The organism is Rhizobium sp. Root708, from assembly GCF_001429725.1.
GTDB lineage: Bacteria > Pseudomonadota > Alphaproteobacteria > Rhizobiales > Rhizobiaceae > Rhizobium.
Genome location: NZ_LMHV01000043.1, coordinates 514,016 through 535,242, shown reverse-complemented (window position 1 = coordinate 535,242; position 21,227 = coordinate 514,016). Strand labels below are relative to the sequence as shown.

The 21,227-nt window shown below is 61.7% G+C and carries 29 protein-coding genes; 10 read left to right on the top strand and 19 right to left on the bottom strand.

All coding sequences use genetic code 11. From position 1 onward, the window contains the following. The first annotated feature begins 74 nt into the window (after positions 1-74). Complete coding sequence (locus ASE04_RS26915) at positions 75-662, top strand: DUF1214 domain-containing protein (RefSeq protein WP_056825218.1); 588 nt, start codon at positions 75-77, stop codon at positions 660-662. Continuing rightward, entirely contained in the window at positions 655-1,209 is a 555-nt protein-coding gene (locus ASE04_RS26910; RefSeq protein WP_056825216.1) for a DUF1254 domain-containing protein, read from the top strand. The genes ASE04_RS26915 and ASE04_RS26910 overlap by 8 nt, the downstream gene beginning before the upstream one ends. A gap of 4 nt (positions 1,210-1,213) precedes the next feature. Here the strand turns inward: ASE04_RS26910 and ASE04_RS31310 are convergent, their stop codons facing one another. Beyond that, positions 1,214-1,384 carry a hypothetical protein gene (locus tag ASE04_RS31310; RefSeq protein ID WP_200960775.1) on the bottom strand — a complete coding sequence of 57 codons (171 nt, stop codon included), beginning with the start codon at positions 1,382-1,384 and terminating at the stop codon, positions 1,214-1,216. A gap of 516 nt (positions 1,385-1,900) precedes the next feature. On the opposite strand from ASE04_RS31310, the gene ASE04_RS26905 reads away from it, so the two are divergent. Further along, on the top strand, positions 1,901-2,107 hold the full coding sequence (locus ASE04_RS26905) for a hypothetical protein (protein ID WP_056825214.1): 207 nt from the start codon (positions 1,901-1,903) through the stop codon (positions 2,105-2,107). A gap of 193 nt (positions 2,108-2,300) precedes the next feature. After that, positions 2,301-3,332 (top strand): DUF2336 domain-containing protein, encoded by a 1,032-nt coding sequence (locus ASE04_RS26900; protein ID WP_056825212.1) that lies wholly within the window; start codon positions 2,301-2,303, stop codon positions 3,330-3,332. Positions 3,333-3,338: 6 nt separating this feature from the next. On the opposite strand, the gene ASE04_RS26895 is transcribed toward ASE04_RS26900, so the two are convergent. From ASE04_RS26895 to ASE04_RS26885, 3 genes are read right to left on the bottom strand one after another with little or no spacing between them, the layout of a single operon-like run. Then, on the bottom strand, positions 3,339-3,695 hold the full coding sequence (locus ASE04_RS26895; protein ID WP_056825210.1) for a DUF1491 family protein: 357 nt from the start codon (positions 3,693-3,695) through the stop codon (positions 3,339-3,341). A 55-nt stretch (positions 3,696-3,750) separates the two neighbouring features. Beyond that, positions 3,751-4,680: a peptidoglycan-binding domain-containing protein gene (locus ASE04_RS26890; RefSeq protein ID WP_056825208.1), complete on the bottom strand. Its 930-nt coding sequence runs from the start codon at positions 4,678-4,680 to the stop codon at positions 3,751-3,753. Next, on the bottom strand, positions 4,652-6,193 hold the full coding sequence (locus ASE04_RS26885; protein ID WP_056825206.1) for a sensor histidine kinase: 1,542 nt from the start codon (positions 6,191-6,193) through the stop codon (positions 4,652-4,654). Before ASE04_RS26885 ends, ASE04_RS26890 begins: the two co-directional genes overlap by 29 nt. Before the next feature lie 450 nt (positions 6,194-6,643). Here ASE04_RS26885 and ASE04_RS26880 point away from each other — a divergent pair, with 450 nt between their 5' ends. Both ASE04_RS26880 and ASE04_RS26875 read left to right on the top strand, forming a co-directional pair. Then, on the top strand, positions 6,644-7,147 hold the full coding sequence (locus tag ASE04_RS26880; protein WP_056825204.1) for a DUF5330 domain-containing protein: 504 nt from the start codon (positions 6,644-6,646) through the stop codon (positions 7,145-7,147). 206 nt (positions 7,148-7,353) lie between these two features. Continuing rightward, complete coding sequence (locus ASE04_RS26875; protein WP_056825202.1) at positions 7,354-7,776, top strand: SufE family protein; 423 nt, start codon at positions 7,354-7,356, stop codon at positions 7,774-7,776. Positions 7,777-7,782: 6 nt separating this feature from the next. On the opposite strand, the gene ASE04_RS26870 is transcribed toward ASE04_RS26875, so the two are convergent. From ASE04_RS26870 to ASE04_RS26820, 11 genes are all read right to left on the bottom strand, one after another. After that, positions 7,783-8,583, bottom strand: coding sequence for a DUF6456 domain-containing protein (locus ASE04_RS26870; RefSeq protein WP_056825200.1), 801 nt, complete (start codon positions 8,581-8,583; stop codon positions 7,783-7,785). Next, positions 8,576-9,001, bottom strand: a complete 426-nt coding sequence (locus ASE04_RS30860; protein WP_056825198.1) for a helix-turn-helix domain-containing protein — start codon at positions 8,999-9,001, stop codon at positions 8,576-8,578. Before ASE04_RS30860 ends, ASE04_RS26870 begins: the two co-directional genes overlap by 8 nt. Before the next feature lie 212 nt (positions 9,002-9,213). Beyond that, positions 9,214-9,645 (bottom strand): MucR family transcriptional regulator, encoded by a 432-nt coding sequence (locus tag ASE04_RS26860; RefSeq protein ID WP_056825197.1) that lies wholly within the window; start codon positions 9,643-9,645, stop codon positions 9,214-9,216. Between the two features lie 443 nt (positions 9,646-10,088). Next, positions 10,089-10,406, bottom strand: a complete 318-nt coding sequence (gene mnhG / locus ASE04_RS26855) for a monovalent cation/H(+) antiporter subunit G (RefSeq protein ID WP_056825816.1) — start codon at positions 10,404-10,406, stop codon at positions 10,089-10,091. Positions 10,407-10,417: 11 nt separating this feature from the next. Continuing rightward, a complete protein-coding gene (locus ASE04_RS26850) occupies positions 10,418-10,789 on the bottom strand; it encodes a cation:proton antiporter (RefSeq protein WP_056825196.1) in 372 nt (123 codons plus the stop codon). Further along, positions 10,789-11,262: a Na+/H+ antiporter subunit E gene (locus tag ASE04_RS26845; RefSeq protein WP_056825195.1), complete on the bottom strand. Its 474-nt coding sequence runs from the start codon at positions 11,260-11,262 to the stop codon at positions 10,789-10,791. Before ASE04_RS26845 ends, ASE04_RS26850 begins: the two co-directional genes overlap by 1 nt. Next, entirely contained in the window at positions 11,259-12,818 is a 1,560-nt protein-coding gene (locus tag ASE04_RS26840) for a Na+/H+ antiporter subunit D (protein WP_056825194.1), read from the bottom strand. The genes ASE04_RS26845 and ASE04_RS26840 overlap by 4 nt, the downstream gene beginning before the upstream one ends. Positions 12,819-12,820: 2 nt before the next feature. Further along, positions 12,821-13,198: a Na+/H+ antiporter subunit C gene (locus ASE04_RS26835; RefSeq protein WP_056825191.1), complete on the bottom strand. Its 378-nt coding sequence runs from the start codon at positions 13,196-13,198 to the stop codon at positions 12,821-12,823. Beyond that, complete coding sequence (locus tag ASE04_RS26830) at positions 13,198-13,617, bottom strand: Na(+)/H(+) antiporter subunit B (protein WP_056825189.1); 420 nt, start codon at positions 13,615-13,617, stop codon at positions 13,198-13,200. The genes ASE04_RS26835 and ASE04_RS26830 overlap by 1 nt, the downstream gene beginning before the upstream one ends. Continuing rightward, on the bottom strand, positions 13,614-15,989 hold the full coding sequence (locus ASE04_RS26825; protein WP_056825187.1) for a putative monovalent cation/H+ antiporter subunit A: 2,376 nt from the start codon (positions 15,987-15,989) through the stop codon (positions 13,614-13,616). Before ASE04_RS26825 ends, ASE04_RS26830 begins: the two co-directional genes overlap by 4 nt. An 85-nt stretch (positions 15,990-16,074) precedes the next feature. Continuing rightward, positions 16,075-16,323: a hypothetical protein gene (locus ASE04_RS26820; protein ID WP_443216927.1), complete on the bottom strand. Its 249-nt coding sequence runs from the start codon at positions 16,321-16,323 to the stop codon at positions 16,075-16,077. Between the two features lie 189 nt (positions 16,324-16,512). On the opposite strand from ASE04_RS26820, the gene msrB reads away from it, so the two are divergent. Next, the gene (gene msrB, locus ASE04_RS26815; RefSeq protein WP_056825185.1) at positions 16,513-16,920 is read left to right on the top strand and encodes a peptide-methionine (R)-S-oxide reductase MsrB; all 408 of its coding nucleotides are present in this window, start codon (positions 16,513-16,515) and stop codon (positions 16,918-16,920) included. A gap of 13 nt (positions 16,921-16,933) precedes the next feature. On the opposite strand, the gene ASE04_RS26810 is transcribed toward msrB, so the two are convergent. Then, positions 16,934-17,440, bottom strand: coding sequence for a GNAT family N-acetyltransferase (locus ASE04_RS26810; protein WP_056825181.1), 507 nt, complete (start codon positions 17,438-17,440; stop codon positions 16,934-16,936). Between the two features lie 26 nt (positions 17,441-17,466). Here ASE04_RS26810 and ASE04_RS26805 point away from each other — a divergent pair, with 26 nt between their 5' ends. Next, positions 17,467-18,036, top strand: coding sequence for a helix-turn-helix domain-containing protein (locus ASE04_RS26805; protein ID WP_056825179.1), 570 nt, complete (start codon positions 17,467-17,469; stop codon positions 18,034-18,036). 4 nt (positions 18,037-18,040) lie between these two features. Here ASE04_RS26805 and trhA read toward each other — a convergent pair whose 3' ends face one another. Then, on the bottom strand, positions 18,041-18,706 hold the full coding sequence (gene trhA, locus ASE04_RS26800) for a PAQR family membrane homeostasis protein TrhA (RefSeq protein WP_056825177.1): 666 nt from the start codon (positions 18,704-18,706) through the stop codon (positions 18,041-18,043). Between the two features lie 72 nt (positions 18,707-18,778). On the opposite strand from trhA, the gene ASE04_RS26795 reads away from it, so the two are divergent. Next, a complete protein-coding gene (locus ASE04_RS26795) occupies positions 18,779-19,273 on the top strand; it encodes a GNAT family N-acetyltransferase (protein ID WP_056825813.1) in 495 nt (164 codons plus the stop codon). A gap of 15 nt (positions 19,274-19,288) precedes the next feature. Here ASE04_RS26795 and ASE04_RS26790 read toward each other — a convergent pair whose 3' ends face one another. Both ASE04_RS26790 and ASE04_RS26785 read right to left on the bottom strand, forming a co-directional pair. Next, positions 19,289-19,609: a TraR/DksA family transcriptional regulator gene (locus ASE04_RS26790; RefSeq protein WP_056825175.1), complete on the bottom strand. Its 321-nt coding sequence runs from the start codon at positions 19,607-19,609 to the stop codon at positions 19,289-19,291. Between the two features lie 19 nt (positions 19,610-19,628). After that, entirely contained in the window at positions 19,629-20,063 is a 435-nt protein-coding gene (locus tag ASE04_RS26785) for a universal stress protein (protein WP_056825172.1), read from the bottom strand. Between the two features lie 295 nt (positions 20,064-20,358). Between ASE04_RS26785 and ASE04_RS26780 the strand changes: the two genes are divergently transcribed. Then, the gene (locus ASE04_RS26780) at positions 20,359-21,219 is read left to right on the top strand and encodes a VOC family protein (protein WP_056825170.1); all 861 of its coding nucleotides are present in this window, start codon (positions 20,359-20,361) and stop codon (positions 21,217-21,219) included. The last annotated feature ends 8 nt before the right edge of the window (positions 21,220-21,227 follow it).

The window sequence follows — 21,227 nt, the reverse complement described above, 5'->3', positions numbered from 1 at the left end:
AGACGGCTGAGCCATTCCACCCTGCCGGAATCAGTGGTAACCCTTTCAACTGATTTGTTGATCAAAGGCGCCTAGTGTTTCGATTTCCTCTTTTCATTGCGATGATCCTGACGATCGCCTTTGGCGGCGGAATTCTGGTATCCCTCTATGCGCTCGACGCCACGGCGGGCTTCGGAGCCATCAAGCTCGGCGCCTGGGAGGCCTTCCCGCAGTTACAGACCGAAGAAGCCGACCCCTATGCCAAATCGCATCGCGCCCGCGCCGGTCGGCTGCTCTACGGCAGTGCGGAAGGGCTGATGTTCACCGCCAAGGTCGACGACGACGGAGAGCCGCTGAATGCCGGCTGCAGCTACCGGATCGTCGGGCAGACGCCGGCGGCGCGCATCTGGACGCTGTTTACCGCCGACAATGGCGGCAGCCCCGCCTCGCTACAGACAGGCCTGCCCGGCGCGCTCAATTCCTGGACGGTTCTTCGCAATGCCGACAGCACCTTCGCGATCGATATTTCGCCCCGCGCACGACCGGGTAATTGGCTGGCCGTGCCTGCGGCGGGCACATTCCAACTGGTGCTGACGCTTTTCGACACGCCGACGGCCGGTAGCTCCGGGGTCATCGACCTCGCCATGCCGAAGCTTCAGAAGACCGGGTGCGGCAATGCTTAGGGTCCTGTTCGCACTGCTTGCCGGCCTTTTTGGCGCGGCCCTTCTGCACCTCGTCATCATCCTCTCCTTGCCGCACTTCACCGGGCGGGATGCTGCGACCCGCGTTGCGTCCGAGGGTGATATCGACACCTTCTACCTGCTTGGCGGCACCGACGACACCGCCGGGCTCTCCAACGACGACCCGTTCGTTCACACCGCGGTCTGTTCGTTCGATACCGAGGAAAATCCTGTCAGGTTCACCGCGAAGGGCAACGTCCCCTTCTGGTCGATCGCTCTCTACGACGAGGCGTCCAACGAGATTTTCAGCATGAACGATCGGACGTCGGTGGGGGGCGCTGTCGATATCCTGATCGGAAGCCCGATCCAGCTGACGGAGCTGCGCAAGGCTTTGCCTGCGGAACTTCAGAAGACGATCCTGGTGGAGTCGGCTCGCTCCGAGGGCTATGCCGTTCTCAGAACGGTGGCGCCGCAGTCAAGCTTCGACGCTGCTGCGAAGAGCTTTCTTTCCAACGCCGGCTGTGAAGAATTCGCGTCCGGCGCCAATTGATCCCTTACTTGACCTTCGAGCGCACCGACCGGCGGGCACTTGCCGGCTTTCCGGTCTCACCCAGGCGCTCATAGCGAACGCCGGTAAAGAAGAGAATCTGCGCCTCGATCGGCGCTGTATGCTTGCGGCTCTGCGTCCGAGACAGACGGTCAGCCAATGCAACGACTTTTGCCATGCTCGTCTCCCTGCACTGCCCGAGACGGATGAACTCGTGAATCTCACCCTGTCCGCATCAACGGACCAGCGCGTCCTTTCGGGCTTCGGTTCGCCCTTGGGTCATTCGCGCCTTTCTCACGGCACATCCAAAATACCGTGATGTGGATACCCGACGATCGCTAGCCGATCGCGTTGTTCCTTACCGAATTGAGACATACGACAGTTAACAGATTGTTAAATTCTCGAGCTTCCATCGGCCGCCAAGGCGGTGAAGCAGTAACGCCCGAACAGGCGTTTTGGTTTCAACGGTTTGGAGAAAGAATCGCCTTGAAGGTCGCCAATTTATTTTAGCGCAAAATCATATACTTAGTGGGAGCTGTACCGCGCGAGGAGGTCCGGCGGGCGTTTGTTGCATAATTGCATCACGAAAATACTAATTGCAGTCCAATTCAATTTCGATAAGGTCGGAGCATCAGCCGAGGGCAGAGGCTGGTGAATGGCATCGGGTCAATCAGTAACCAAGGCGGGCAGGTAGATGTCTTTGTTGATCGGTTCGACATTTTCCCCTGAAGATCTCGATATTTTGCGGCACGCGCTCGATGCATGGTGCGTCGAACGACGTATCGATATCAAGAGTTCCGAAGCGCAGGTTGCCGCGTCGGCAGCCCTTGACCTCTATCAGTCGGGCTTCGACGACAGCGACAGGCTTCTGCTCGCATTGCGCGACCTGAAAAGTCTCTGAGCGGTCGCCTCCCCTTCTTATCCACAGGCACCCACTGCGGCTGCGCCTTTCCGGCACAAATGCCTCTGCTCTTTAGCAAGCATTAACCCTGCTCCTGTAGGATTTGTTCATAAAACCGTATGAGGTAGAGAGCGTCTCGATAACGCGTCCAGTCGTGCGGCATCCCTTTTCTTAGTTTCCAGGGTGTGTACTTGTGCGTGATCGGTTCCGAGACCTAGAGGCCCCCTCCGCCAGCCGGAAGAAGGACGTGGTTCTCATGGCGACCGTCAGCAGCTTCGAAGGATTGCAGCCTCCCACGCGGTCCGAGCTTCGTCAGTTTGCCGAGCTTTTCACGCCTCTGTTCATGGCCTCGTCAGTCGAAGCACGGCGTCAGGCCGTCGCCGCACTTTCGCAATGCCAGCAGATCCCGCAGGCCGTCGCCCTTTTCGTCGGCTCGCAGCCGATCGAGATCGCGGCGCCGTTTCTCACCTCCTCGCAAGCCATCGACGACGATACGCTGATCGCAATCGCCCGGATGCAGGGCAGCGCTCATTCGAAGGCCATCGTCAGCCGCGCATCGCTGTCTCCGAAGGTGGTGGATGCGCTGGTCGGGCTTCGTCATGTGGAGCCGAAACAGCCTCCCGCTGCGCCGATCGCCGCCCAACCGGCGGAGCCTGTTATCAGCACGCCTGTTGTGGCTGAGACAGAAACCGACGATCGCCGCGAGAGCGAAGAACAGATGCGCGAGCGGATTCGTCAGCTCGCCCGGCACCTCGGCGACGCCGAGGGAGACCGTCTCGGCCTCAGGACGCTGTCGCCGGTGCAGGCCGCCCTTCTCGTTCGGTTCGCGCGCAACCGCGAGGCGCTGCATTTCGCGACAGCGCTTGCCGACGCGCTTTCGGCCAGCCGCTGGCTTTCCGAGCGCATCATGCTCGACATGTCCGGCCAGCAGCTTGGAACGACGCTGACCAGCGTCGGCATGGATTTTCTCGATGCGGTCTTCGTGCTCGAGAAACTCTATCCGCACCTAGCCGAGGCGCAGCACAGCGTCACGCGGGCCTGGATGCTTCTCGACGCGCTCGAACCAGAAGAATGCAACGCGCGCGTGGAAGCCTGGCGCCGCGCCGACAGCTACACCTACCTGCCGGAACAGGCAGAGCCGGCAGCCGAACAGTCGAACGCCAAGCGCCCTGCGCGTCAGATCCCGGCAGCGCGCGATCTGAAGCTCGTCAGCCGCAGCAGGTAAGAGCGCTCACAAAGGATTTTCGGTGCGGCGCGCGGTCGGCACGAGGTCGCCGATCTCCTCAGCCTCCAGCTCCACGATCCAGAGATCGGAATCGAACTTCCGCTCGCGGTCCAGCATATCCCGGACATCGTCGGCGGGACGGCGCTCAAGCCGCATCTCGAACAGGCGCTCGGTACTGCCGCCATCGTCGAAGGCGCTTTGAGGCGCAGGCCCGTAAAGCGTTTCCAGGCCATCGCGGAAATGCTGGCGGATGAAGACGGCACCGGCCTCTTCGGCCCCCTTCTTCTCGACGGCGGCAAAGTCGCCCATCGCGAAGACGCGGCGCAACAGTGCGGAAACGAAGATGTCGGTGCGCAATCTCATTGTGGCGATATAGCCCGCCCTAACCGCGGCCGCAATGCGCCGGGCAAAGCGCTCCTCAGAGCGCGCCGATTTCCTTGAGCTTCTTCAGGACAACTTCGCTCGGCTCGCCATTTTCCGGCAGGCTGTAGTGCTTCTGGAAGTGCCGGATCGCCACGCGGGTCTGCTCGCCGGCAACGCCGTCGACGCCGACATTGGCATAGGCCATGTTGGCGAGACCCTGCTGGATTTTCAGGACAAGGTCGACGCTCGACAGGGCGGCGGACTGGGTCTGCTTGACCGGCGTCGGAGCCGTCTTCACCGTCTTCTCGGCGCTGCGAATGGCAGCGGCTACGGGGTCCTCGCCGGCAGCGCTGGAGGAAATGTCACCCGACGGGCGCTCAACGGGTATCGGCGACGCGCCGACCGAATTCGCCTGTAACGCGGCAAGCACGCCAGGCGTGGCATCGCCCTTCTGCGGCATGCCGACCGTTTCCTCGAAGAAGAGGATCGCCGCGCTGGTGCGCGGGCCGATGACGCCGTCAGCGACGCCGTTGTAGAGCCCTCGACGCGAAAGCTCGGTCTGTATGTCCATGACCAGCTGACTTGCGTTCGGCGCCAAGGCGGCGACCGGCGGTGTCGAATTGGTCGTCGGGTCGCCGGCGTTCTCGTCCTGCCGCTCGATCTTGAACGTCGTAACCTCGCCGGAATGCTCTTCGGCCACCGGCCGGCCACCGAGCGCATAGGGGAACAGCGGATCGCGCGTACGCAGAAACGGATGCGGATGGGTGCCCGGTTGATACCAGAGGGCGTTGGCGGCGACGAAGCTGAAGATGACCAGGAAGGCGGCCGAGCCGCCGGCGATCGACGGATTTCGGCCGACGACGCCGCCGAGCAGGCTCGCGCCCTGCAGCCCGAGGCTGCCGACGACCGTCGCGCCGGTGAGGAGCAGGCCGGGCTTCTGCCGGCCGCGCTTCCCCTTAGGCGATTTTCGCTTGCTCGCGGCCATCGAAAAGCCCCTCTTCCAAGAGACCGGCATTGGCCGGCGCAGTCTTCAATCGCGGCGGGAACTCAATGAGATCATGAGGCTCGGCTTCCGCCGCCCTGATACCGGACCCATCCACTGCAATCGAAATCGTAATGATCGTGCCGGCGCCCGGCGTGCTGGCGATCGCGAAATCGCCGCCGTGGAGCGCAACGAGGCCCTTTACCAGGGACAGGCCAAGGCCGGTGCCTTCGAAGCGGCGGGTATAGTCGTTCTGGATCTGGACGAAAGGCTGGCCAAGCATTTCGAGCTTGTCGGCCGGGATGCCGATGCCGGTGTCGCTGACGCAGAGGGTCAGGACGCCGTCGCGGGCCGAGGCATCGACCGAGATCGCGCCGCCTGCATCGGTGAACTTGACGGCATTGCCGACGAGGTTGATGAGAACCTGCTGGATGGCGCGCTGATCGGCGACGACCTCGTCGAGGCCGCGCTGGATGCGGCTGGTCAGGGACACGCCCTTCGCCTTGGCCTGCAGCCCGAGCATCGCTTCGCAGGAACGGATCGCAGCCGCGACGTCGAAGGGTTCAGGCACAAGCTCGTAGCGCCCGGCCTCGATCTTGCTCATGTCGAGCATCGTGTTGACGACGGACAGCAGATGGGCGCCGGAATCGCGGACAAGCCCGACATATTCGCGCTGGCGCTCGTTCTCCAGCTTGCCGAAATACTCGCCGAGCAGGATGTCGGAAAAGCCGAGGATGGCATTCAGCGGCGTGCGCAGCTCGTGGCTGACCGCCGCAAGGAAACGGGACTTGGCGTCGTTTGCCGATTGCGCATCGGCCGCCCGGTTCTGCGCTTCGACGCGCAGCTGCTGCTCCACCGAGACGTCACGCAGCTGGGAGACGACGCTGACGAGGTTGCCATCGTTGTCGCGGCGCGCGGTCAGCTCGGTCCTCAGATAGGCGAACTGGCGGCTGTCGCGCGAGACAGACGGACGCTCGAGCCGCAGGTCCACGGTTGCCTGCTCCTCGCCCTGACGCAGCTGATCCAGCGCCTGCAGGAAGAGGATGCGATCGGAGACATGGATCTGCTCGAGGAAACCGCGGCCCTCGGGGCTGCGCATCCAGACGAGGAAATCGCGCTTGTCACGCCCACCAACGGTGACGACGTTGCCCTGCGGATCGAAGATGAGGACGAGCCCGGCGCTGACTTCCATGTAGAAGTCTTCCGCGGGCTGGCTTGCGAGACCGGAGCCGGCGAGGCTCTGGCGCGAGAGTGCTATGCTGCCGACGGCGGAAAACAGAAAGCCGGCGCAGACGGCTGCAACCCCGGCGGGCAGAGCGACGGCTGGCGTGGTCACGAACGAGAGGGCCGCAGGTGCGACGACGAGGGCAGCGGAGGAGAGCAGCGCGAGCCGACGCAGGATCGAAAGCTCCCGCTGGCGCACCGATGCCACCCCGCCCGTCCGGGAAAGCCAGCCATCGGCCGCCCGGTCCACGAGGGCCGCAGCCCGATCTCCGATTTCACTCAATAAACGCACGCAATACCCGCCGAAAAGGCTCTTTATCGAGTGCCGACAATAGGCCCCGGGCGCTTAAAGAAAGGATAAGGGAAAGTCCCGCTCCACAGCTGGAAAGGGCTAAAAGTCCCATTTTGGGCCAGTCCAAAGGGGCTTTGTTTTTTACGGTTAACAACGAGTAAGCGACGGAATTCGCTCACATTTCGGCTTGTCGTTAATATTTGTGGCGGCGTCGTCAGCCGGAAAGCTTGCAATTACAGGAGGCAGGCTCCGGCATGCTTAACGCCAATGGCAAGAATTCGACTGAAATGCGTCACAAATGTCATTCGCTACAATTTGAATTAAATTTGCCGCAAATGCCGACGAGTTTTGAAAACAGGCATTCGCAAGTTCTTTCTATGGTGAAGCCACACCGGAAGACCGGACCGATTCGGCGACAAGACCGAACGGGAAACAGGATGGGCAACGACTATGTGGTTTCTGATCAAAGGATCGTTCTGGTTCGGGCTTGTGCTCGTGCTGCTGTCTTTCTTCAACGGCGAGAGCACAGTGAAGAATGCCAACGAACCGACATTGCAGATTTCCGACGCCTTCGTCGCGGCAACCGGCGCCTATGACTATCTGAGCGGCCTGTGCGGAGAAAAGCCGGAGGTTTGCGTCAAGGGTGCCGAAACCGTCTCGGCGCTCGGCCACCGCGCCCGTGACGGCGCCCGGGTTGCCTTTGAGCTTCTCGACAATCAGTTCGGCAACGGCAAGACCGCCGATGTCGCCTCCGTTTCTTCTTCCAAGCCGGCGGTCGCTCTTGCGCCGACACAGGCTTCTCCCGTAGCCGCCCTGCAGGCGCATGAGGAGAAAACTGCCGCGCTCAACCAGCCGATGCCCTATCGCCCGCCGGTCGATGACGGTCAGGACGCGTCAAGCGACAACGTGACGACCGGCACCATTCCGCTGCCGACACCGCGCCCGGCCACCTGAGAATTTCCGCGGCCAGCCCGCGACCAAAGCTTGCACCGGCGCCCCTCAGGGGAGCGCCCTGTGCCTGACGTGCCTGCCCTGTTTATTTTTCAGCTCAGTTGCTGCGCCGCGAGGATGCCCATCCTTCGCGGCGTTTCTTTTTATTGGTTCAAATCTGGCGGTCTTTCCCCTATATGAAGGTCCAATAAGGAAAGGCCCATTTGCCCATGACCACCCTCGAGCAGATTATCGACGATTTCTCCTTCCTGGACGACTGGGAAGACCGGTATCGCTTCGTGATCGAACTCGGGAAGGCATTGCCTGATCTGGCCGAGGAGAAGAAGACCTCCGCCAACAAGGTAATGGGATGCGCCAGCCAAGTCTGGCTGGTGACGCATACCGAGGGCAACCCCGACAACCCGGTCATGACCTTCGAGGGCGACTCCGACGCCCATATCGTGCGCGGCCTGGTGGCGATCGTGCTTGCCACCTACTCCGGCAAGACGGCATCCGAGATCGCCGCCCTTGACGCCTTCGAGGTGTTTTCGAAGATCGGCCTGGTGGAAAACCTGTCGTCCCAGCGTTCGAACGGCCTACGCTCGATGGTGAACAGGATCCGCGAAGAGGCCAGGGTTCGCGCTGCGGCCTAAGTACCGCTATCGCAAGATCAGTTCCGGCCGGTAATTCTCGTCGCCCCAATGCTCGACGCGCTGCCGGCGACCGGTCCCTTTGGGCGTGTAGTGTCGCGACAGCGCGAGAAGTGCTGTCCGCAGCATCAGCTTGGCGGAGCGCGCCGGCCATTGGCGTTCGCGCTCGACCGTCTCCAGCCCCTTCATAAAGCAGCAGACATCCAGGGCAACGCCGGCCAGTTCGGGACCGATCGCCTCAAGCGCCCGGTTGACGGACAGGCGGGCAGCCATCGCGCTGTCGCTGAGGTCGGCCATGCCGCCCCGATCGCCTTTTGCGCGGCCGGACAGACGCGGCTCCCAGGATGCGGTCATGCGCGGTTGCAGCTGGCCCCGGGTGAAATCGGCAAGCAGCTTCTCGCCGGCGACGAATGCCTCCTCCGGCAGAAACGGACCGCCGCTCTTCTCCTTCAAGCGGACAAGGCAAGCCAGGGGTGACTCTTCCCGGTTGATCCGCAGACGCGTCTTTGCGCCATCGACGGCGACCACCACCTCATCGACGAGCCGGTGCTGATCGAGGAATGCTTCCTCCCGTTCCGCCGCCGCGCGCCGCAGAAACGCGCGTCCCTCGGGCGGTAGCCAGATGATGTTGTCCTGCCGGCTGACTAGGCCACGGGCCTCGGCGTCGGCAAGTATTTCGGCGGGAACCGGATGAGACGTGCCTTCGAAGGAGAGAATGGCGACGCCGTCACGAACGCTTGTTTTCGTTCTACCGCGCGCGAGCAACTTCAGCAGCCTGACGGTGGCCTTGTTGGTGATTGCCTCACTCATGCGCTTCGCCTCCCGATCGGAAGACGAAACCGACCGTGCGCTCGACCGTCGAGACGAACTCATCGAAATCAGGATCGTCGCGACGGTCTTCGACGACGTGGCAGGCATGTCCGACGGTCGTGCGATCCCGACCGAACGCCCGGCCGATCTCATGGAGCGGGATCTGCAAGGCGACGTGGCAGACATACATGGCGATCTGGCGGATATGGCACGACGCACGGCGGCGGTCGCGCCGGCGCTGGATGCGCGCGCCCACAAGCGAGGCCATCTCGCCGGTGATCTCTGCGCAGATCCGGCAGATTGCATGACTAGGCAACGTGGCAGGAGCAGGTGCTCGCTTGGATTCCAGTTGAATCGCAGCGGCAGCAATAGGGGGAGCCGCGCCTGCGGCGGGCGGAGACACATTTCCGATCGGCATACGAACACTCCTATGAAATAGGAATTAATTCATACACCCTAGCGACCGTCGGGGATCTTGGAAAGATCTTCTCTGCAACTTTCCCTTGTTATTTCTGATGAAATTCGCTTTCGAACGACTTTATTTGGGATTATTTTCCTCGTTAGCTATCCCGTAGAAACGAAAAAAAGCCGGGCAATGCCCGGCTTCCGTAGTGACCAGTGTTGGATCGTTCAGCCGCGGCTACGCTTGCGACGCTGGCCGAGACCCATTTCCTTGGCGAGACGCGAACGAGCTTCGGCATAGGCCGGAGCGACCATCGGGTAATCCACCGGAAGGTCCCACTTCTCGCGATATTCTTCAGGCGAAAGGCTATGGTGAGTCATCAAATGGCGCTTCAATGATTTGAAGTTGCCGCCACATTCGAGGCAGGTGATCTGCTCGTCCTGGACAGACTTGCGCACCGATACGGCCGGCTTCTGCTTTTCAACGACGGCCGCGGCTTGCTGCGGAGTCGATGTATTGCTGAGGGCCGAATGCACGTCGGAAATCAGATTGGCGAGATCGCCAACTGGCACGACGTGGTTGCTAACATAGGCGGCGACAATATCTGCGGTAAGCTCGACCAGCAATTCCGGCCCGCTACCGGCTGCAGTATCCGTCATGTTTCGTTTCTCCTGTTTTCATGCTCACAAGATCGAGCGCCTCACGGCATTCGACCACTCTCGTAGAGCGAACAGCAAAAAACTCAGTCTGCGGCTACCTGTTTCGAAAAACTGAAATCCACCCCTAGATTCCTGAGGCCGAAACCTGTTTTTATACTGCCTGATATCAAATCATTACGAACTAACTAAAGCCACTTTCCCCAATTAAACACTGAAATTCAAAGTCAACGAGGAAAAAGCGTCGTCATTCTAATTCAATATCAGAACTCTACTTGGACAATCAATTATCACCGTTTTGCGAAAACGCCAATTAATATTTCATATATATCCAACGAAAATCGACTAATTTCCAAGAATTGATATGGAGCAGCACAAACACTAAACATCAAAAACGCTGCTTAAAGCTGCAAAAAGCTGCTTAAAATACTGAACGCGAACCCCGCTCACCTTCCAAGAAGATCATCCTGCGTCGAATCCGGGCCCAGACGATATCCTGTCATGTGTGCTGCTCTCGCAAGTAAATGTGCAGCAACAGGTGCCGTGAGGATGAAGAAAACGAATCCGGCCAGCGCACGCGCGAAGACGGCAACCTCTCCCGAATGAAGACCGGCTGCAAGCAAAAGCAGCCCGGAACCCACAGTTCCCGCCTTCGAGGCGGCGTGCATGCGCGTATAGAGATCCGGCAGACGCAGGATGCCGAGCGCCGCCACCAGGGCGAAAAGCGCGCCTGCTATCAAGAGCAGCGCGACGATGACTGCCATTGCTTCCGCGATCACGACTTGCCTCCCCTGCCCTTGCGCCGAGCTGCGCGCTTGCCTGCCCGGTCGGCTTTTCGTTCATACCGTCCGGACTGATTCGATCCGTATTCGCCCCCTTGCGACAGCACGAAGCGCGCAAAGGCGACAGTTGCCAGGAAGCCGACGAGACCGAGCGCGATCGCGATATCGATATAGAGCGTGAAACCCGTCTTCACGGCAACGACGGCTATAAAGCCGATTGCGATGCCGGACAACGTATCAAGCGCCAATACACGATCGGGCAGCGTCGGCCCGGCAATCACCCGCCAGCCGGCGAGCAGAAATGCGATTGCGAGGATGAACAAGGCGACGGAGGCAGCGGTGTAGACGATCGGTCCGAGGAACATCAGCGAAATACCTCCGCGATCTTGCGCTCGAAGCCATCCGCGATGCCGCGTCTGGTCGCCTCCGGGTCGGAGCAATCGAGCGCATGGACAAAGAGCGTCTTGCGATCGTCCGAGACATCGACCGAGAGGGTGCCTGGCGTCAGGGTGATGAGATTGGCGAGCAGCATGATTTCAACGTCGCTCTGCACCGTCAGTGGAAAGGCGAAAATGCCGGGCTTCAGGCGCATGTCCGGTCGCAGCACCGTCAGCGCCACCTTGCATGCCGACAAGGCGAGCTCCTTCAAGAAGGTCGCCGCAAGCGACAGGATGGCCGCGAAGCGCCGCAGATAGCCGCGACTGCCATAGGGTTCGCGCACCACGAACAGCGCGAGTGCGCCAAGGGCGAAGCCGAGGATCATGTTGTGAACAGACGGGCTGCCGGTGACGACGCACCACATGATCGCAAGCAGAACATTGAAAAGCAGCGAGGTCACGGTGCGGCACTCCCCGGAAAGACAGATCGGAGATAGATCGTCGGGTCGGAAAGCTCCATCGATGCCCCCTGAACCAGCGCGAGCAGACGTTCGGGCAGCAGTCCGAAGCCGACGACGAGGGCCGACAGGCCGAGCAGCGGCAGAAGCACGCGCAGGTCGAGCGACTTTCGCGTTTCCGGCACCGCGGCTGCGGGCCGCCAGTATGCCAGGAGAAACAGGCGCCCGAAGGCAATCGTCGTCAGCAGGCTGCCGATCAGGATCGGCGCTGCCAGCCACCACGCTCCGACATCCAGCGACGCCTTGACGAGCATCACCTTCGGCCAGAAGCCGGCGAATGGCGGCAGGCCGCATGCCGAGAGAAAAAGCACGAGAGAGATCGCCGCGAAGACACCGTTTCGCCTGTAGAGGCCGCCGAGCGCGGTCATCGAGAAGCTCTTCCCGAGCGTCGCTGCCTGGCCGGCGACGAAGTAGAGCGCCGTCATCAGCACCATCGACTGGAGCGCGTAGAAGATCGCGCCGGACAGGCCGCCGGCGGTGCCGAGCGCCGCGCCGACCAGCATGTTGCCGATACCCGAGATGACGACGTAGCCCAGAAGCCGGCGAATATCGTCCTGCGCGAGAACGCCGAGGGCCGAGACGATGATGGTAACGGCTCCGACGATGGCGATCAGCAGGCTCAACTGCTCGCGCTCCACTGGCAGCAGCAGGAACATCACACGGAGAAGAGCATAGATCCCAACCTTGGTCAGCAATCCGGCAAACAGCGCCGACACCACGATTCTCGGCGTATGATAGGAGGCAGGCAGCCAGAAATTGACCGGAAAGGCGGCAGCCTTCATCGCGAAGGCCAGCAGGAACAGGCTCGCCAGCGTCATCATCGGCGCCCCTTCCCGCAGCGTCTCGGCCTTGATCGAGATATCGGCCATGTTCAGCGTTCCGAAGACGCCGTAGAGGATGCCGACCGCGATCAGAAACAGCGTCGTGCCGATGAGGTTCAGCACCGCGTATTTCATCGCTCCGTCGATCTGGCCGCGCTCGGAGCCAAGCACCAGCAGACCGAACGACGAGATCAGCAGGACTTCGAACCAGACATAGAGGTTGAAGACGTCGCCGGTCAGAAAGGCACCGCTGACACCGGCCATCAGCATCATCAACAGCGGATAGAAACCGTATCGGCGGGCGGTTTCGTCGATATCGGCGAGCCCGTAGATGCCGGTCGCCAGCGCAACGATAGCGGAGGCCAGCGCCATAAGGGCGCCAAGCAGATCGACGGTGAAGGCAATGCCGAACGGCGGGTACCAGCGCCCCATGACCATGGTGACCGGTCCCTCGGCAATCACCTTGGCGAGCAAGGCGGCATCGATCAGGACAAGCAGGCCGAGACCACACAGCGCAATCCACGCCTGCAGCCGAAGCGAACTGCGCGCCATCAACAGAATTGCGCCGAGCGTGATACAAAGCGCGACCGGCGCGACCGCCAGCCAGGCGCCAAGCGGTACGGGCGCGACCGCCATCGCGGCGGAAATATCGATCGTTGCTCCCGGTGATACTGCCATCGTTAGTATCCCATCGGCGGCAACCGCGGCTTGTCAGGCTCGGCGATGCGCATCTCGTCGGTATTGTCGGTGCCGATGTCCTGGTAGGCGCGATAGGTCAGAACCAGCAGGAAGGCGAGGAACGAGAAGGAGATGACGATCGCCGTCAGGATCAGAGCCTGCGGAAACGGGTTCGCCGCGCCTGCCGGCAATACCGCGAGATCAGCGGGAATGATCGGCGGCACCTCGCGCGTGATCCGGCCCGCCGTGAATAGCAGCAGATTGACGGCATTTCCCAATATGGCGATCCCCAGCATGATGCGGATCGAAAATTTCGACAGCATCAGGTAGATCGCCGCCGCGAAGAACAGGCCAACGAGAACGGCAAACACCGGCTCCATCATTCCACCTCCCGTTCCTCGAGCGCCAGCGCGATCGACGTCAGCGATCCGACGACCACGAGATAGACGCCGATGTCGAACAGCATGACGCTCGACAGGGGGACCTCGACGCCGAAGAGCGACGGATAAATCCACAGGCCGGTCATGAACGGAACGGCAAGAAACAGCGACAGGAGCCCGGCGCAGCAGGCCATCAGCAATCCGGCACCGGCAATCGCCAGCGGGTGGAAAACGATGGCGCGGCGCACGGAGCCTACGCCGCGCGCGATCGCGAAGATCGCCAGCGCCGAGGCCGCGATCAGCCCGCCGATGAAGCCGCCGCCCGGCTCGTTATGGCCGCGCAACAGCACGAAGACGGAAAAGAGCAGCATCAGGGCCGTCAATCCGGGCGCGATGGTCCTGAAGATCAGCGTGTTCATGGGCGCTCAACTCCCAGATCCTCGGGCGCATTCGGATCGTTTTCCGCGAGCTTTCGCTCGGTGTGCGCCCGAACGCGGATCAACGCCAGGATGGCAAGTCCGGTCATGGCGACGACCGCGATTTCACCCAGGGTGTCCGTGCCGCGGAAGTCGACGATGATGACGTTGACGACATTGGCGCCGTGCGCGATCGCCTTCGAATAGGTATTGAAGAAATCGCTGAGCGCCATGTCCAGCGGCCGCTCGGTGGCCTTCATCAACAGCAGCGCAAAGCCGCAACCGCAGGCAATGGCGATGCTGCCGTCGAACAGCATCTGGGCAAATGATCGCCGATCCCTTGGCGACAGACGCAGCCGCGTCATCACCAGCGCGAGGATGACGACGGAAAGCGTTTCCACCATCAGCTGCGTGAAGGCGAGATCGGGCGCGCCGAACAGCAGGAACAGGATGGCGACGGAGAGGCCCTGAATGCCGAGCGACACGATCGCGGTCAGCCTGTCGCGGGCCACGACCACGGCGAGCAGGCCGGCAACCGCCAGCAGGAATATCCCGGCCTCGTGCGTCTGGAAGCGAGCGGGCCAGACGGGCAAGGCCGGAAGCTCCCCGTAGATCCACAGAGGTAGCAGCAGGATCGCGGCGACACAGAGGAAGGTACAGGTGATGTAGACCTCAAGCCGCCCGGGCTGCAGAACGCGGGTGACGGCTGCAGACAGCCGGATCAGGCCTGCGATCGCATGGTCGAAGCCCCGGTCGGGACCGGTTCCGAGCCAGTTCAGGCAGGCGGCCATGACAGCGCGCAGGCGGTCAAGCTGCCAGTAGAAGACGGCACCAAGCGCGATGGTCAGCAGCGACAAAAGCAGCGGCAGGCCGATATGAGGCGCAAGCGAGATGCCGACTTCGACGGCGCTGCCGCTGACAGCGGATGCCATCGGTGAAGACAGCCACTGATGAACGTGCCCTGAGAAAAGGGCGGCCAGTATCCCGAGGACAGCCAGAACGGCGGGCCCTGCCAGCAGAGAGATCGGAGCCTCGTGAGGATGCTTCGGGGTTTCCTTCGTCTTGCCCCAGAAGGGTTTCAAGCCAACCGCGAAGGCGATCGCGAACATAAGCGCATTGCCAAGCACCGCCGTTGACGTCGCGACGACGGCCCATGGCGATGCCGCGGCGAGCGCGTCATAGATCTGTTCCTTGGCAAGAAACCCGAAGGCAGGCGGCAGGCCACCCATCGAGATAGCGGCGACCAAGGCCGCGGCGAAAGTGGCCGGCACGGCATGCCGCAGCCCGCCGAGGCGCGTTACGTCGCGCGTGCCCGTTTCATGATCGATGATCCCGGCGACCATGAAGAGCGCCCCTTTGAACAGCGAATGCGCGACCAGGTAGACCACGGCCGCCTCGACGGCGTGGGGCGTTCCAAATCCGACCATCATGACGAGCAGGCCGAGCGAGGAGACGGTCGTGTAGGCAAGCTGAAGCTTCAGGTCGGTCTGTGCGATGGCCAGCAATGCGCCGACGACAAGCGTCACGCCACCGAACAGCGGCAGCAACACTTCCCAGGCAACGGTGCCGCCCATCGCCGGATTGAGCCGCATCAGCAGATAGACGCCGGCCTTTACCATGGTCGCGGAATGCAGATAGGCCGACACCGGGGTCGGCGCCTCCATGGCGTTCGGCAGCCAGACATGGAACGGAAACTGCGCCGACTTGGTGAAAGCGCCGCCGAGCACGAGCAGCAGGACCGGCAGGTAATACGGATTGTCGCGCAGCACGTCGCCCGATTGCAGCAATTGCGACAGCTCGGCCGCGCCCGTCGCGCTCGAGGCCAGCAGCAAGCCCGCCAGCAACGCAAGGCCGCCGCCGCCCGTGACCACAAGCGCCTGCAGCGCTGCGCGGCGCGCCGCGGCCCGGCGATGGTCGAAGCCGATCAGCAGGAAGGACGCAATCGACGTCAGCTCCCAGAAGACGAACAGCATCAGGAAGTTGTCCGACAGGACCAGCCCGAGCATCGCGCCCATGAACAGGAAGATGAAGGAAAAGAACCGCCCCTGATCGGCGTGGCCCGCGAGATAGCCGCCGGCATAAAGGACGATCAAGGCGCCGATGCCCGTGATCAGCAGCGCGAACGTCACCGAAAGACCATCGAGCAGCCAGGAAAACCGCAGGCCGAGGCTCGGCGCCCAATCATAGCCGCCTTGGACAGGGCCGATTGCGACTGCCGGAAGCTGGCCGAGAAAATGAGCGAATGCCAGCAACGGCAGGAGCGCGAGCAGCCATGCCGCCCTGGCTCCAAGCATCCGGACAAGAAACGGCGCCACGACAGCACCGAGGAACGGCAGGCATAAAGCCGCAAACGTCAGTGCCGTTGCATCGGCCATCCCCGCTCCTCTGCCTAACGCCTTTTTTCGAAAGGCGGTTTCATGCGGAAGTGGTTGTAACGTTTAGGAGAAGAAGGGCTGGGCCTCAAGCAATCTTCGGCCGGCCGGCACGTTTCGCACAGGAAGTGAGTTCCGGAAGCCGCGCCGCGTTTCGAAACAGAAGATCGTGGCCGACGAAGGCGACGAAGGGCAGCGGCCAGACGAGGCAGGCGAGAAGACCAAGCAGCCGGCGCGGCGGCCAGCCGTCGTGGCTGGCCCAGCCTTCAAGAAGCGTCAGCAGGAGGCACATTGCCGCGATTGCCGCGTAGATGCTCGAAACAACAGGATAAAGCACGTCCGCCCCCAGATCGCGACGCCTTGGAATTAACGAATTCTATACCAAGATGTTTTCGGCGGTGAATCCCCTCTTTGGAGTAGAGCCGAGGTTCAACCGAAAGGCAGATGTCTTGATCGTTTCGGTGGAGGGCCCACATTTCCCGGCAGGAGCGCAAATCCATCCATTTCATCCGGAAGGAGAAGATCCATGACAGACACGATCGCAACGTTCCGTAAAAGCGACGCCGAATGGAAGGAACAACTGACCCCCGAACAATACCGCATCACGCGCCAGCACGGCACGGAGCGCGCGTTCACCGGGCCCTATTGGGATTCGTTCGAAACCGGGCTCTATCGTTGTGTCTGTTGCAATTCGCCGCTCTTCCGGTCCGACGCGAAATTCGACGCCGGATGCGGCTGGCCAAGCTATTTCGAACCGGTCGCGCCCGACGCGGTGACCGAACACCGCGACACGTCCTACGGCATGGCGCGCACCGAGATCCGCTGCAGCGCCTGCGATGCGCATCTCGGTCACGTATTTCCCGATGGCCCGGCCCCGACGGGGCAGCGCTACTGCATCAATGGCCATTCCATGCTGTTCGAAGCGGGCCGATAGGCGACAGGCCTGCTTATTTCGAGACCTGCAGTTCCATAAAGGTCAGATCGAGCCAGCGACCGAACTTGATGCCGACCTCGCGGAACGTGCCGCCATTGCGGAAGCCGAGCTTCTCGTGCAGGCCGATCGACGCCGCATTGCCGGCCTCGATGCCGGCGATCATGACGTGAATACCGTTCTCGGCAGCCCGTGCGATCAGGGCCGTCATCAGAAGCTTGCCGATGCCGGCTCCCTGGTGGTCCTTCTCGACATAGACCGAGTGCTCGACCGTATGGCGAAACCCCTCGAAGGCACGCCAGTCGCCATAGGACGCGTAGCCGGCGATCGCGCCGTCCTTCTCCGCGACGAGAACCGGGAAGCCTCTCGCCTGACGCATACGGAACCATTCGACGCGATTGTCGAGATCGACCACGGTTTCGTTCCAGATCGCCGTCGTGTGCTCGACGGCATGGTTATAGATATCCCGGATCGCCGGAAGGTCAGCCTCGCCGGCGTCTCGAACGATGGCGTCTTGCGTCATGTGATTTCGTCCACTATTGTTTCATTATGTCTACTATATCAAACGATTTCGATCGCTGTCTAGGGGAACGCATCCGCGCCGAGCGAGAAATGCGTGGATGGTCACTCAGCGATCTCTCGGAGGAATCCGGCGTATCGCGGGCGATGATCCACAAGATCGAACGCGGCGAGAGCAGCCCGACGGCGTCGCTGCTCGGCAAGCTGTGCGGCGCATTCCGCCTGACCGTCTCGTCTTTGATCGCAAGGGCGGAAGCCGGTGGCCAGAGGCTGGTCCGGCGTGCCGATCAGCAGGTCTGGACCGATCCCGAGACAGGCTATTCGAGACGCCATGTGTCTCCGGCTGCAGGCAGCCCCATCGATATCGTCGAAGTGGACCTGCCGGCCGGGGCGAAGGTGTCCTATCCGGCATCGTCCTTCGTGTTTCTCCGCCAGTGCATATCGATGCTCGAGGGCGAGCTGACCTTCATCGAAGGCGATCTTGTCCACGAATTGGCGTCGGGCGACTGCCTCATGCTTGGGCCCGCGGCGGACTGCACGTTTCACAACCGCGGCGACAAGGCTTGCCGCTATGTCGTCACCGTTCTGAAGGCAGCCTGAATCGCTAGCCGGTAGTGGCAGCACTGAGGCAGGTCAGCACTGCCGAGTAATGGACGGCGGCGGCCGCGACCACGAAGGCATGCCAGATGGCATTCTGGAAGCGAAGCTTTTCCCAGACGTGGAAGACGACGCCGGCGGAGTAGATGATGCCGCCGGTAATGATCAACAGCATCGAAACGAACGGAATGCGCTCGGCGACCGGCCCGGCAACGAGGACACCGCTCCAGCCCATCGCGAGGTAAAGCAGGATAGCGAGCTTGTCGTAGCGTCCGGGGAACACGCATTTCAGCAAGACGCCGGCCGCGGCCACGACCCAGATCGCGATCAGCATGCCTGACAGCAGCGGATTGTCCGCGCCGCGCTGCAGGAACGGCGTATAGGTCGCCGCGATCAGGATGAAGATCGAGGAATGATCGAGCCGCCGAAGAAACCATTTCGTGCGGGAAACCGGCCAGGCGTTATAGGAAAACGAAATGCCGAGGGTCAGCACAAGGCCGAGACTGTAGATCCAGGCGGCGGCGAGCTCCCCATGCGAACTCCAGACGGTCGCGTAGAAGATCAGGGCGGTCGCCCCCACCAGCGCAAGCGCAAGCCCGACACCGTGGACGATCCCATCGGCGATCAGCTCGTATTTGTCATAAGCCCAGCGGATCCCGTTGAACTCGCCCATGCGAAACGTCCTTGTCCTCACTATAGAATGGTGGCACCGAAACCGGACGCACGCAACTGGCGCGGAGGCGAGATGACCGGCGATGACATAAGCTCTTCGAAGAGCCTTCCGACGATCAGGCTATACACGCCTGATGACTGCGATGCGACCGTGGAGATTTTCCTGCGCGCCATCCGCGAGGTGGCGTCGAAGGACTACGGTACGGCCGAGATCGATGCCTGGGCCAAGGTCGAGGATCGCGAGGCCTGGGCTGCGCGCCGGGCCAGCCGACCGACATGGATCGCCGAAATCGACGGCAGGCCCGCGGGCTTTACCGATCTGGAGCCCGACGGGCATCTCGACATGATGTTCGTGCACCCGGATTATCAGGGCATGGGCATTGCCAGCCGGCTGTTGCAGGCGGTCGAAACACAGGCGCGAATATGGGCGCTGTCGCGCCTGTTCGCGGAAGCGAGCCTGACTGCGAGGCCGTTTTTCGAACGACGGGGGTTCGTGCTCATCGCAGAACAGAGCGTCGAAAAGCGGGGCCAGAGGCTCACGAATTTTCGTATGGAGAAACGGATCTAGCAGCTGGCGCCGGGCCTAATGCCGCATGCAGTCTTCGCAGAGCGGCGCATAGGGAACGGCTTCCAGCCGCTTGCCGGAAATCGGCTGACCACAATGTACGCAGAGCCCGTAAGTGCCTTTCTCGATCCGCCCCAAAGCAGCACCGATGGCGCGCAACTCTTCCTGTCCAGCCTGGCCGAGCCCTTCCAGAACCTCGTCGTTTTCGCTCTCCGTGGCGCGATCGTCGCTGTCCTGTTCCTTGGTGCGGCCGAGATCGACGTCGATGCGGCTGAGCCGCGACTGCAACTCGCGCTGCCGGTCCCGCAGTATCTTTTCGTAGGCCTGGACGTCGTTCATATGGCCCTCCATCGGGTGATTATCTCTTGGCTGCTTCGTGACGTCTTCGATCGACCAGCACGGAGCATTTGGCGTGCCGCACGACCCGGTCGGCGGTGGCGCCGATGAAATAGTTGCTGAAGTCCGGAAGATGCGACGCGAGGATGATGAGGTCGCCATTGTGGGCTTCAGCCGCGGCGAGGATGCCGCTGGCCGGCCGGCCATGGCTGATCTCGATATTGGCGGGAATACCGGTTGCCAGGATCAGCTCCTCCAGCCGCGAGCGCGCATCCTTGGCGGCGTTTTCGACCAGTTCCACCGGCAGGTCCACAGCCACGTAAGTCGGGATGTCCTCGACGACGTTGAGCAGGACGATTTCGCCACCCTCGTCGAGCAGGGTCGCGGCCTTGCGGAAGCTCATCGCCCCATCCTCCAGCGCACCGATTTCGATGGCGACAATGATCTTCTTATACATTCCAGCGCTCCCTCTATCGCGTGTCGCGGTGGCACAAATATCTCTCAGAAAGTAGATAAGGCGCTTTGATCAAGATCAAGATCAGCACATATTATCGTCAACGAATGTCGAACGCTGAATCGCCAAAAACCGGACTTATGTGAACAATGGTAATCCGCCATATTGGGATCAAGTACAGCAACCAAGGGGACCTATGAGGCACATGGACCGGCGCAAATTCCTTGGTATCGCTACAGGCGGCGCTTTCGTCGCCACCGCCGGTACGCCTCTTCCATCCACGGCAGGAGAACGACGCATGACCACTGAAACTTCCTACGCCCTGACGCGCCCTGCCTATGTCGATCAGTCGCATCTCGTCGTTACCGACCTGCCGCTGGTTTCGAGTTTCTATCAATCCATGCTTGGCCTTGGCGTTATCGAGAAGAGCGCCAACGGCGAGGTTCTCGGCGTCAACGGCACGCCGCTTCTGGCACTGACCACGGGCAAGGACGTCCGTGTCGCCCCGCGCAATGCCGCCGGCCTGTTCCATACGGCGTTCCTGATGCCTGACCGAACCGAGTTGGCCCGCTGGCTGCGCCAGGCCGCCCACCACAACGTCGTTCTGGAGGGCGCATCCGACCACCTCGTCAGCGAGGCGATCTATCTTTCCGATCCCGAGGGCAACGGCATCGAGATCTATGCCGACCGGGCGCACGACCAATGGAAATTCCATCAGGACGGCAAAGTGGAAATGGCGACGCTGCGCCTTGACCTGCAAGCGCTCTACAACAGCGCACCGCAGGATACCTGGAACGGCATGGCCGATGGCACGGCGATCGGCCACATCCACCTGCAGGTCGGCAACATTCCGGAGGCTGATGCCTTCTACCGCGACATCCTCGGCCTGAAGCTGATGGCGAGCTATCCGGGTGCGAGCTTCTTTGCGACCGGCGATTACCATCACCATGTCGCCGCCAACATCTGGAACAGCCGCGGTGCCGGCACCCGCGCGGACGGCATGACCGGTTTGTCGGACTATACGCTTCGATTCAACGACAAGGCCTCGCTCGACAAGGCCGTCGCCAAGATCGACGAACTCGAGATCAAGAGCGAGAAGCGAAATGGCGGCGTCTTTCTCCACGACCCCTGGGGTATCGGCCTGACGCTCGCTGCCTGAATGGCGGA

Excerpts from the sequence above, each read along its gene's own strand:
- ASE04_RS26910 (WP_056825216.1), top strand. The coding sequence starts at position 655 with ATGCTTAGGGTCCTGTTCGCACTGCTTGCCGGCCTTTTTGGCGCGGCC.
- ASE04_RS31310 (WP_200960775.1), bottom strand. The coding sequence starts at position 1,384 with ATGGCAAAAGTCGTTGCATTGGCTGACCGTCTGTCTCGGACGCAGAGC.
- ASE04_RS26905 (WP_056825214.1), top strand. The coding sequence starts at position 1,901 with ATGTCTTTGTTGATCGGTTCGACATTTTCCCCTGAAGATCTCGATATT.
- ASE04_RS26895 (WP_056825210.1), bottom strand. The coding sequence starts at position 3,695 with ATGAGATTGCGCACCGACATCTTCGTTTCCGCACTGTTGCGCCGCGTC.
- ASE04_RS26890 (WP_056825208.1), bottom strand. The coding sequence starts at position 4,680 with ATGGCCGCGAGCAAGCGAAAATCGCCTAAGGGGAAGCGCGGCCGGCAG.
- ASE04_RS26880 (WP_056825204.1), top strand. The coding sequence starts at position 6,644 with ATGTGGTTTCTGATCAAAGGATCGTTCTGGTTCGGGCTTGTGCTCGTG.
- ASE04_RS26875 (WP_056825202.1), top strand. The coding sequence starts at position 7,354 with ATGACCACCCTCGAGCAGATTATCGACGATTTCTCCTTCCTGGACGAC.
- ASE04_RS26870 (WP_056825200.1), bottom strand. The coding sequence starts at position 8,583 with ATGAGTGAGGCAATCACCAACAAGGCCACCGTCAGGCTGCTGAAGTTG.
- ASE04_RS30860 (WP_056825198.1), bottom strand. The coding sequence starts at position 9,001 with ATGCCGATCGGAAATGTGTCTCCGCCCGCCGCAGGCGCGGCTCCCCCT.
- ASE04_RS26860 (WP_056825197.1), bottom strand. The coding sequence starts at position 9,645 with ATGACGGATACTGCAGCCGGTAGCGGGCCGGAATTGCTGGTCGAGCTT.
- mnhG (WP_056825816.1), bottom strand. The coding sequence starts at position 10,406 with ATGGCAGTCATCGTCGCGCTGCTCTTGATAGCAGGCGCGCTTTTCGCC.
- ASE04_RS26850 (WP_056825196.1), bottom strand. The coding sequence starts at position 10,789 with ATGTTCCTCGGACCGATCGTCTACACCGCTGCCTCCGTCGCCTTGTTC.
- ASE04_RS26840 (WP_056825194.1), bottom strand. The coding sequence starts at position 12,818 with ATGGCAGTATCACCGGGAGCAACGATCGATATTTCCGCCGCGATGGCG.
- ASE04_RS26835 (WP_056825191.1), bottom strand. The coding sequence starts at position 13,198 with ATGGAGCCGGTGTTTGCCGTTCTCGTTGGCCTGTTCTTCGCGGCGGCG.
- ASE04_RS26830 (WP_056825189.1), bottom strand. The coding sequence starts at position 13,617 with ATGAACACGCTGATCTTCAGGACCATCGCGCCCGGATTGACGGCCCTG.
- ASE04_RS26825 (WP_056825187.1), bottom strand. The coding sequence starts at position 15,989 with ATGGCCGATGCAACGGCACTGACGTTTGCGGCTTTATGCCTGCCGTTC.
- msrB (WP_056825185.1), top strand. The coding sequence starts at position 16,513 with ATGACAGACACGATCGCAACGTTCCGTAAAAGCGACGCCGAATGGAAG.
- ASE04_RS26810 (WP_056825181.1), bottom strand. The coding sequence starts at position 17,440 with ATGACGCAAGACGCCATCGTTCGAGACGCCGGCGAGGCTGACCTTCCG.
- ASE04_RS26805 (WP_056825179.1), top strand. The coding sequence starts at position 17,467 with ATGTCTACTATATCAAACGATTTCGATCGCTGTCTAGGGGAACGCATC.
- trhA (WP_056825177.1), bottom strand. The coding sequence starts at position 18,706 with ATGGGCGAGTTCAACGGGATCCGCTGGGCTTATGACAAATACGAGCTG.
- ASE04_RS26795 (WP_056825813.1), top strand. The coding sequence starts at position 18,779 with ATGACCGGCGATGACATAAGCTCTTCGAAGAGCCTTCCGACGATCAGG.
- ASE04_RS26790 (WP_056825175.1), bottom strand. The coding sequence starts at position 19,609 with ATGAACGACGTCCAGGCCTACGAAAAGATACTGCGGGACCGGCAGCGC.
- ASE04_RS26785 (WP_056825172.1), bottom strand. The coding sequence starts at position 20,063 with ATGTATAAGAAGATCATTGTCGCCATCGAAATCGGTGCGCTGGAGGAT.
- ASE04_RS26780 (WP_056825170.1), top strand. The coding sequence starts at position 20,359 with ATGACCACTGAAACTTCCTACGCCCTGACGCGCCCTGCCTATGTCGAT.